Source organism: Polaromonas sp. DSP2-3-2b2 (assembly GCF_049895905.1).
Classification (GTDB): Bacteria; Pseudomonadota; Gammaproteobacteria; order Burkholderiales; family Burkholderiaceae_C; genus Polaromonas.
The window spans coordinates 1-7,860 of the sequence record NZ_JAFCTH010000044.1 but is presented as its reverse complement, the minus strand read 5'-3'; the positions used below and the strand labels follow the sequence as shown (position 1 = coordinate 7,860).

At 61.2% G+C, this 7,860-nt stretch carries 8 protein-coding genes and 1 pseudogene; 6 read left to right on the top strand and 3 right to left on the bottom strand.

Features of this window, described 5'->3' with window-relative positions; genetic code table 11:
- A partial coding sequence (locus ACP7AD_RS18330; protein ID WP_426166381.1) for a glutathione binding-like protein occupies positions 1–282 on the top strand: 282 nt, incomplete at its 5' end.
- Between the two features lie 77 nt (positions 283–359).
- Here ACP7AD_RS18330 and ACP7AD_RS18325 read toward each other — a convergent pair.
- Positions 360–1,043, bottom strand: coding sequence for an ion channel (locus ACP7AD_RS18325; protein ID WP_426149180.1), 684 nt, complete (start codon positions 1,041–1,043; stop codon positions 360–362).
- 111 nt (positions 1,044–1,154) lie between these two features.
- On the opposite strand from ACP7AD_RS18325, the gene ACP7AD_RS18320 reads away from it, so the two are divergent.
- Entirely contained in the window at positions 1,155–1,496 is a 342-nt protein-coding gene (locus ACP7AD_RS18320; protein ID WP_426149181.1) for a thioredoxin family protein, read from the top strand.
- A 125-nt stretch (positions 1,497–1,621) separates the two neighbouring features.
- Here ACP7AD_RS18320 and ACP7AD_RS18315 read toward each other — a convergent pair whose 3' ends face one another.
- Complete coding sequence (locus ACP7AD_RS18315; RefSeq protein WP_426149182.1) at positions 1,622–1,867, bottom strand: hypothetical protein; 246 nt, start codon at positions 1,865–1,867, stop codon at positions 1,622–1,624.
- Between the two features lie 568 nt (positions 1,868–2,435).
- On the opposite strand from ACP7AD_RS18315, the gene ACP7AD_RS18310 reads away from it, so the two are divergent.
- Entirely contained in the window at positions 2,436–2,702 is a 267-nt protein-coding gene (locus ACP7AD_RS18310) for a helix-turn-helix domain-containing protein (protein WP_426149183.1), read from the top strand.
- 3 nt (positions 2,703–2,705) lie between these two features.
- Positions 2,706–4,043: a type II toxin-antitoxin system HipA family toxin gene (locus ACP7AD_RS18305; RefSeq protein WP_426149184.1), complete on the top strand. Its 1,338-nt coding sequence runs from the start codon at positions 2,706–2,708 to the stop codon at positions 4,041–4,043.
- 63 nt (positions 4,044–4,106) lie between these two features.
- Here ACP7AD_RS18305 and ACP7AD_RS18300 read toward each other — a convergent pair whose 3' ends face one another.
- On the bottom strand, positions 4,107–6,518 hold the full coding sequence (locus ACP7AD_RS18300; protein WP_426149185.1) for a TOTE conflict system archaeo-eukaryotic primase domain-containing protein: 2,412 nt from the start codon (positions 6,516–6,518) through the stop codon (positions 4,107–4,109).
- A gap of 403 nt (positions 6,519–6,921) precedes the next feature.
- Between ACP7AD_RS18300 and ACP7AD_RS18295 the strand changes: the two genes are divergently transcribed.
- Both ACP7AD_RS18295 and ACP7AD_RS18290 read left to right on the top strand, forming a co-directional pair.
- Entirely contained in the window at positions 6,922–7,347 is a 426-nt protein-coding gene (locus ACP7AD_RS18295) for a transposase (RefSeq protein ID WP_426166378.1), read from the top strand.
- Positions 7,348–7,442: 95 nt separating this feature from the next.
- A pseudogene (locus tag ACP7AD_RS18290) lies at positions 7,443–7,860 on the top strand (IS3-like element ISGur6 family transposase); the annotation flags it as partial.

Here is a 7,860-nt window from a genome sequence, read left to right as displayed (position 1 = left end):
CCAAGCATGGCCAACCGGGCACTGCCCGGGCCGGTGGACTACCCGCAGATTGCCGAACTGGCGCAGCGCGGCCTGGCGAGGGTGCAGCAGTTCCTTGTCATACTCAACGACCGCCTGGCTGGGCGCGACTTCATCGCCACCGACAGCTTCAGCGTGGCCGACATCACTGCGGTGGTGGCCGTTGACTTTGCACGCGTGGTGAGGATCAAGCCAGGCGAACAACACCCGCACCTGCAGCGCTGGCGAGCGGCGATGGCCCAGCGGCCATCGATGTCTGTCTAGCCGCGCAAGCCGCAAGTGTCGTGGTTCCAAGCCCTTGCTTCGCACTCGCCAGCAGTCACCGTTCAAGGATCAAGGCGTTATTTGTTGGCCTGTACCGTGAACCCGATCAGTCGCGCGACCACGGCGGCCAGGTAGATCAAGCCCACAAACATTTCCACACTGGCTAGCGCACGTGCATGGGCCGTCAGGGGAATCACATCGCCGATACCGGTGCTCGATAGCAATGCAAAGCTCAAGTAGTTCAGCTGGGTCCAGCTTCTCGGGTCCGCTGGATTGATGGCCGCCGCAAAGGTGCCGGGTTGTAGCGCCTGGGTCAGGACGAAAAGATGCGTGAAACCCCAAGCCAGCAAGGTGAACGTGGCACCCGCAGCAAACAATTCGTCCGTCGTGGCGTGGCGATCTTCCGACATATAGGCAATCAAGCTGCCTGCCGCATAAAAGTAGAACAGTGCTTCGAGTCCCGATGACCAGGGCAAAAGCGCCCGCATGCCAAACGCCATTTGCAACACCAGCAGCACAATGACGGGGCCGGCAATGCCGGCGCTGATCCAGGCCAAGCCGGGGGTGCGCCTGACCATGCCGGTGGTGATGCCCAGCACAACGATGCCAAAGACATTGAAGCCAATGTGCCCCGCCTCGGTGTTCTCGATAAAAGGGTACAGCAGCATGCCCAGCAACTGCACAACCAACAAGATGGCGCAAGGGTGGCGCCTGGTGTGAAGCAGCAGGCGCAAGTAACTCGTGCGTGTGTGGTCTGGCATTTGTTGGCTTTTCAATTTAGCATGGGCTGTGTTTGCGCCCAATGAAGTCAGCGCAGATGCAAAAGAATTTTCGGGTTCTATGAAACGCGTCTTTCAGGATATCCCAACACCATGCCATCTGCACTGCCTTATGCTGCTCAAGCTCCGACCCGTCAAGCCATAGAGGCCATGCCGGGCGCCACCTTGCTGGAATTCGGCACGGACTGGTGCGGCTATTGCCGCGCTGGAGAGTCGGTGGTATCGGCCGCGCTGGCCGGGCATCCCAAGGTGAGGCATCTCAAGGTGGAAGACGGCAGCGGCCTGCCGCTGGGCCGATCGTACCGTGTGAAACTATGGCCGACCTTGATTTTTCTGGACCATGGAAAGGAAGTGGCGCGCCTGGTTCGGCCTGTGGATGCAGCCGCTGTGGCGCAGGCGCTCACGCAAATCGATTTCCGGCCGGGTGAGCAGTAACGCAAGTGGTGGCGCAGACCTGAGGGTTTCTGAGCAGTCCATTTCGCATTCATGAAGCTGGTTCATTTTTGAAGCACAGCCATCGTTCGAGCTGGCGCGCGATTCTGCGCAGCATCGATCGCCACCTACTTCGTGAATTCAACGGCCGCCATTTGCACAGGGTCACTTTGCGGACTTCTTTGCCAGTGCTCGTCGGCTGCGTTCTCCACCGCTTGCCAGTCATAACTGCCCTTGGACAGCTGCGCCCAGACCGCAACGTAAGCCTGGCACCAGGCCGTCCGCTCTTCGTTCAAGCGCTGTTCGTCAAACTCGGGATTCAATGGTTCAGTCATTGGTGCGATACCGTCTTTTAGATCGTGGGGGGTGATCATTGCTGAATTCCCCACATTCTGACGTCCTGCGTCACGGAGCGGTTGGAATCAGGCGCATTTTCAGGCGGTGATGCTTTGCGTTGGAGCTGTTATGACGCGTGACAATGGGCAACTCGTCAATCGTGCGCGGATGGAGCTTCGGTATTGCACTCAACATAATGAAAGAAACCGTTAACAACACGAAGCATATATATTCCACGATTTATGTTATGTTAACTACGTTAAGAATTTCTGTGTACCTGATGCCTGACCGGTTTCTTGGTACCCTTCGCACAAAACCACTCTTTCTTTCATAAAACCCATGGCCCTGGGGACTTTTCCCGTGAGCCGTGTTTGCCAGTCGATGGTGCGCAATGACAATTACTCGCACGCTGACACTGAACAAGTCATCGGTGTCCCCAAGAGATGACCGGAATCTAAGCGCGGAAGTTTTTATTAAAAGATTCGGCAGTCATTACCTCTCTAGCTGATATTTTGCAAATACCTTCAAAACAGGTAAAATGCAAGTACCTGTTTTGCAAATATTGGTTGTCTTTCTGACGCCGCCCACCTGACCACGAGACGCTGCATGAAACAAATCCTGTCCGTGGCCGACCAGGCAGGCCCGCTGCTGCAGGCGGCCCGCAAATCGGCCGGACTGTCCCAGACTGCCCTGGCCCGCCGCCTGGGCATCAGCCAAAGCCGGATGTCTGCGATGGAGCTCGACCCGGGCTCGATCAGCCTGGCGCAACTGCTCGCCATGTGCTCAGCGCTGCGCCTGGAGTTGCTGGTGCAGACCAAGAGGCGCCCGGATGACGACCGCAGCGAGACAGCCCTGACCGAGCCGGAGTGGTAGGCCATGGGCCGCAGATCCCATTCGCGCGCCCTGTCCGTGTGGACCAATGGCCAACGCGTCGGCACCTGGAGCCTTCCGACACGTGGCGACATGGAATTCACTTACGACGCCGAGTGGATGAACTCGCCGGGCGGACGCCCGCTGTCGCTGTCGCTGCCCTACACCGGCGAGCAGGCGCTCAGGGGCGAGCGAGTGCACAACTTCTTCGACAACCTGCTGCCCGACAGTGAACCGATCCGCAGGCGGCTCGCTGCGCGCTTCAAAACCTCAAGCGCCGGGGCTTTTGATCTGCTGCAGGCCATCGGCAGGGACTGCGTGGGCGCGGTCCAGCTGCTCGGCGTGGACGAGACGCCCACGGACATCACCCGCATCACCGGCACGCCGCTACGTGAAGATGAGATCGAGAAGCTTCTTGCCCAAACGACGAGCGCCGGGCCCCTGTCCAACCTCGACGACGGCGAAGAACTGCGCATCTCGCTGGCCGGCGCCCAGGAAAAGACCGCCCTGCTCTGGCATGACGGCGCCTGGATGCGTCCCCACGGCTCGACGCCGACCACCCATATCCTGAAGCTGCCGCTCGGCCTGGTGGGCCAGCGCCAGGCCGACTTCAGTACCTCGGTGGAGAACGAGTGGCTGTGCATGCACTTGCTCGCCGAGTATGGCCTGCCGGTGGCCAGCACCGCCCTGCTCACGTTCGGCCGCCAGAAAGTGCTCGGCGTGGAGCGGTTCGACCGCCGGCTGCACTCCTCCGGCACGTGGCTGATGCGCCTGCCGCAGGAGGATTTCTGCCAGGTCAAGGGCGTGCCGTCGCACCTGAAGTATGAAAGCGATGGCGGGCCCGGTCTGGCGGACCTGGCCGGCGTGCTCAGCGGCTCGGTGCACGCCGAACAGGACCTGGCCACGCTGCTGAAAACCCAGGTGCTGTTCTGGATGCTGGCCGCACCCGACGGCCACGCCAAGAATTTCAGCATCCGCCTGCTGCCCCAGGGCCGTTATGCGCTGACGCCGCTGTACGACGTGATGTCCATCTGGCCCGTGGAAGGCCGCGGCGCGAGCCAGTTCTCGCTGCACAAGGCCAAGCTGGCGATGGCGCTGCTGGGCAAGAACAAGCATTACCATTTCAAAGATGTCCAGCGGCGGCACTTCAACAGCACGGCTGCCAGGTGCTTCCAGCGGCCAGACGCGGAAGACCTGATCGGGCAGGTGCTCGAACGCACCCCGGCGGCTATCGACAACGTCGCGAGCAAGCTGCCTGCCGGCTTTCCTGAAAAAGTCGCAGTATCCATCTTCGAGGGCCTGCGCAGGTCTGCCGAACAGCTGGACCGCATGCCCAGGCAGTAGCACACCGGGCCGGCAAGGCCAGCCCTGCCGAGTTCTCCAGGCCATTCCACCACCCACCCGTTTTCAGTTGGCGTCCAGAGATTGCAGCCGCATCTGTGCCGGCACTGGGTTGATCGTCGCCTCGGCCATCCGGTAACCCATCGCCCGGTAGCCACGCTGGCGCTTGTCCCACATTCGCAGCAACGCGGGGTGACCTGTGTCCACGAAGTCGACGATGCGTACATCGGTCTTGCTCGCGTGGTCACGGTGCAGACGACCGGCGTACTGCTGCAGGGTGCCTTTCCACGATACCGGCATGGCCAGCACCAAGGTGTCCAGCGCGGGATGGTCGAACCCTTCACCGACCAGTTTGCCCGTGGCCAGCAGGATGCGGGGGGCATCGGCTGGCAGCTCATCCAGCGCGGCAATCAGTTCAGCGCGCTGTTTCCTGGACATCCGGCCGTGCAGCACAAAGGGCGGTGGCACCTTGCCTTCGAGGGCCGCCAGGATCGCATCGAGGTGCTCGGTGCGTTCGGTCAGCACCAGCACTTTTCGGCCTTGCCGGTAGGCGCCCTGGATCTCAAAGGCAATCGCTTCGGTTCGGACCTGGTCGTTCGCCAGATGGCGGAAGACCTCCTGGATGCCAAAGGCCGAAGTGATGTCGATGCGTGCCTGGCAGTAGCGTGGCGAGACTTCCAGATCATGCGGCGCGCCCGACGACAGGGCTGCCGTGTAGCGCAGCGGACCACACTGCATGAAGATGATGGGCTGCTGCCCATCGCGGCGAATGGGCGTGGCGGTCAGCCCATGGACAAATCTGGCCTTGACCTTTTGGAGTATCGCGTCAAAGCTCAAGGCCCCGACATGGTGGCATTCGTCAACGATTACCTGGCCGTAGTGCGCTACCAGAGGGTTGACTTCGCCTTTTCGGGACAACGACTGCATCATGGCAATGTCGATCTGGCCAGTGGGCCTGGATATGCCGCCCCCAATGACGCCGATCACCTCCCTGTCCACGCCCAGGAAGGTCTGCAGGCGTTCTTGCCACTGCTTGAGCAACTCCGTGCGGTGCACCAAAATCAAGGTGTTGACGCCCCGGCGGGCAATGAGATCGGCGGCCAGGACCGTCTTGCCGAACGCCGTCGGCGCGCACAGCACCCCGGTGTCATGGGGCAACAGGCCTGCGACCGCAGCCTCCTGGTCATGGCGCAGGGTTCCCTTGAAGCTGACGTCAAGGATCTGACCCCGACAGCGCTCATCATGCAACTCGCACGCAATGCCGTTTTCCTGCAGCAGTGCCTGCGCAGCCTCCAGGCAGCCACGGGGCAAGGCCATGTGTTGGGGATAGTTCTGCGCGCAGCCAATGATGCGGGGCTTGTCCCACACCGACATGCGCATGGCCTGCGCTTTGTAGAACTCGGGGTTCTGGAACGCAGCCAGGCGGATCAGCCGGTTGGCCAGGGCTTGAGGCAGCGCAGCCTTTTCAAAATAAACCTGATTGGCCACCGTCACCGCCAGGGACGTAGGCATCTCCCCAGGCAGTTTGAGCGTAGCGGGAACGGCCGGCACCCAGGGAGTGGCCAGGTCCTCATCGTCCACAAAGGTCACGTCGAGCGGGTGCGCGCCGCCTGTCGCCCGTAAGATGGTGGGCTCGATATTGTCGGGCTCCATCTGCTTGATGGATGCCAGAAACGCCCACTGGTCGGAATAGGGGTTGAGCGCTTCATCGACAAAGACGCTGCAGCCATTGTCGCGCGGCTTCTTTTGCAGCGGCAACGCGATCAGGTTGCCAAATCCACCCTTGGGCATGGTGTCCTGGTTCGGAAACAGGCGATCGTAGGACGCCAGCTTCAGTTGCCGGGTCTGCGTGCAGGTATGACTGATGATGGCGGCACCCAGGCGGCGGGCATCGCGGGCCGCTACGTTGCCGTTGAAAAACACCCATGCGTGCGCCCCCTTGCCGGAACGGGAGATCTCCAGGGCCGCCGGGACGCCCAGGTCACGGCATGACCGCATGAAGGCCAAGGCGTCTTCCTGCCACTGCGCTTCGTCCAGATCAACGGCAAGAAAGCAGCAAGTGTCATCTGCCCGCAGTGAATACACCCCGATGGTGTGCTGGCCGGCAAGGTGTTCATACACCACCTGATCGGTCAGCGGTATGAGCGATCGATGGGCGCAGTCGCCGCATTTGATGCGAGGTTTGTCGCAAACGCCTGCCTGCCATTCATTGGCGCAGGCTGGCGCGTAGCCCGACTTGCCGCTGGCTTTGCTGTCCCAGCGCACAGGATAAACATCGATTCGGCCACGAAACAGGCGCCGAAACATGGCGACCTTGGCACTGGCTGAATAACGAACGAGACCTGCAGGCTTTTCAGTCGAAGCCGTGCAGGGAGGTTGTTGAGGCGCAAGTCGCCATTCGAGGCCATGCTGCTCCAGCAGCCTAACCAAGCGGTTGTTTTCCGCCTGCAACGCCGCCAGTGCATCGCGCTCAGTCATGGATGGTGTATCGAGTCAACACGTCTCTCACTTTCCTCCCCACCCAGCAGGTGCCCTGCCCTTTTGAGCAAGCTGGCGCAGTCAAAGTCTACGCTGATCATAGGACCAGAGCCGGTAGCAGGCGATGATGCACATTTGTGCGCTCAAAAGTTAGCAGTCCAACAACGAGCCAGGCTCAAAACCCGTTGCATTGTCTTTTGATCCTGGATTTATAAGCCTTTCCTTGGTAGCCACCGGTAGCTCATAACTTACAAGTTATGAGCCAGCCCTAGGAGTCTGGGCGCCAGAAGGATTTAAACAGGCGCGAATTGGTTCATATGCCGCTCATGCGGCCTAGCCCCGGGTGTCAGAATTGTTGTCGCATCCAATTCTTCGATGGCTAACTGCCCGGCAGCTTCATTTCATGACCAGAACACCGCATTCACATCACTCACCCGAATTCAAAGAGCAGGCACTGCTCAAAGCCAGGCATCGCGGCACGCGTTCCGTTATCAGCATTGCCAGCGAGCTCAACATGTCCGCCGGCACGCTCAGGAAGTGGCTGCAAAGCGCAAGCAAGAAAACCGGCACGATAGCCCACCGGGTGCCCGCTGCAACTGCTGCACTGGACGGCCCAGCGACTGCTTGGTCGCCCGCACAGCGTTTGATGGCGCTACAGCAGAGCTATGCACTGGACGACATGGCCCGCTCCGGCTGGTGTCGCGAGCATGGCGTGTTCGAGCATCAGCTGGCGCAGTGGCACCAGGAGTTTTGCACGCCTGCTGTGCCCGCCTCGCGCGAGGCGAGCGGCGCCTTTCGCGAGCTGCAGCGCCAGCACGAGCAGCTCTAGCGTGAGCTCAGGCGCAAGGAAAAAGCGCTGGCCGAGGTAGCGGCACTGCTGGTGCTGCAAAAAAACTTTCAGGCGCTGCTGGAGGGCGCGGACAAATGACGTCCGTCCAGCAGCGCCAAAAGTTGCTCGGTCTGATAACCCAAGCCTGCGCCGCCGGGGCGCGCTTGGAGCCGGCTTGCCGCCAGATCGGCTTGTCGTGCCGCAGCGTGCAGCGCTGGCAGCGCTCTGAGGCGGCCGAGGGCGACCAGCGCCCTTCGGGCAAGCGGCGTTACGTGTGTCCGCCCAACAAGCTACGTGAAGAAGAACGCCAGGCCGTGATGGGCACGCTCAACAGCGAAGTGTTCAAGGACTTGCCGCCGAGCCAAATCGTGCCTCGCCTGGCCGACACAGGCGTCTATGTGGCCTCGGAGTCCACGATGTACCGGCTGCTGCGACAGGAGGGCCAATTGGCCCATCGGCGCACGGAACGTGCAGCGCAAAAGCGCAGCCGCCCGCGCGCCCTGGCCGCGACCG

What these genes read in the sequence shown, in the direction of transcription:
- ACP7AD_RS18325 (WP_426149180.1), bottom strand. Translation starts at nt 1,043, where the DNA reads ATGCCAGACCACACACGCACGAGTTACTTGCGCCTGCTGCTTCACACC.
- ACP7AD_RS18320 (WP_426149181.1), top strand. Translation starts at nt 1,155, where the DNA reads ATGCCATCTGCACTGCCTTATGCTGCTCAAGCTCCGACCCGTCAAGCC.
- ACP7AD_RS18315 (WP_426149182.1), bottom strand. Translation starts at nt 1,867, where the DNA reads ATGATCACCCCCCACGATCTAAAAGACGGTATCGCACCAATGACTGAA.
- ACP7AD_RS18310 (WP_426149183.1), top strand. Translation starts at nt 2,436, where the DNA reads ATGAAACAAATCCTGTCCGTGGCCGACCAGGCAGGCCCGCTGCTGCAG.
- ACP7AD_RS18305 (WP_426149184.1), top strand. Translation starts at nt 2,706, where the DNA reads ATGGGCCGCAGATCCCATTCGCGCGCCCTGTCCGTGTGGACCAATGGC.
- ACP7AD_RS18300 (WP_426149185.1), bottom strand. Translation starts at nt 6,518, where the DNA reads ATGACTGAGCGCGATGCACTGGCGGCGTTGCAGGCGGAAAACAACCGC.
- ACP7AD_RS18295 (WP_426166378.1), top strand. Translation starts at nt 6,922, where the DNA reads ATGACCAGAACACCGCATTCACATCACTCACCCGAATTCAAAGAGCAG.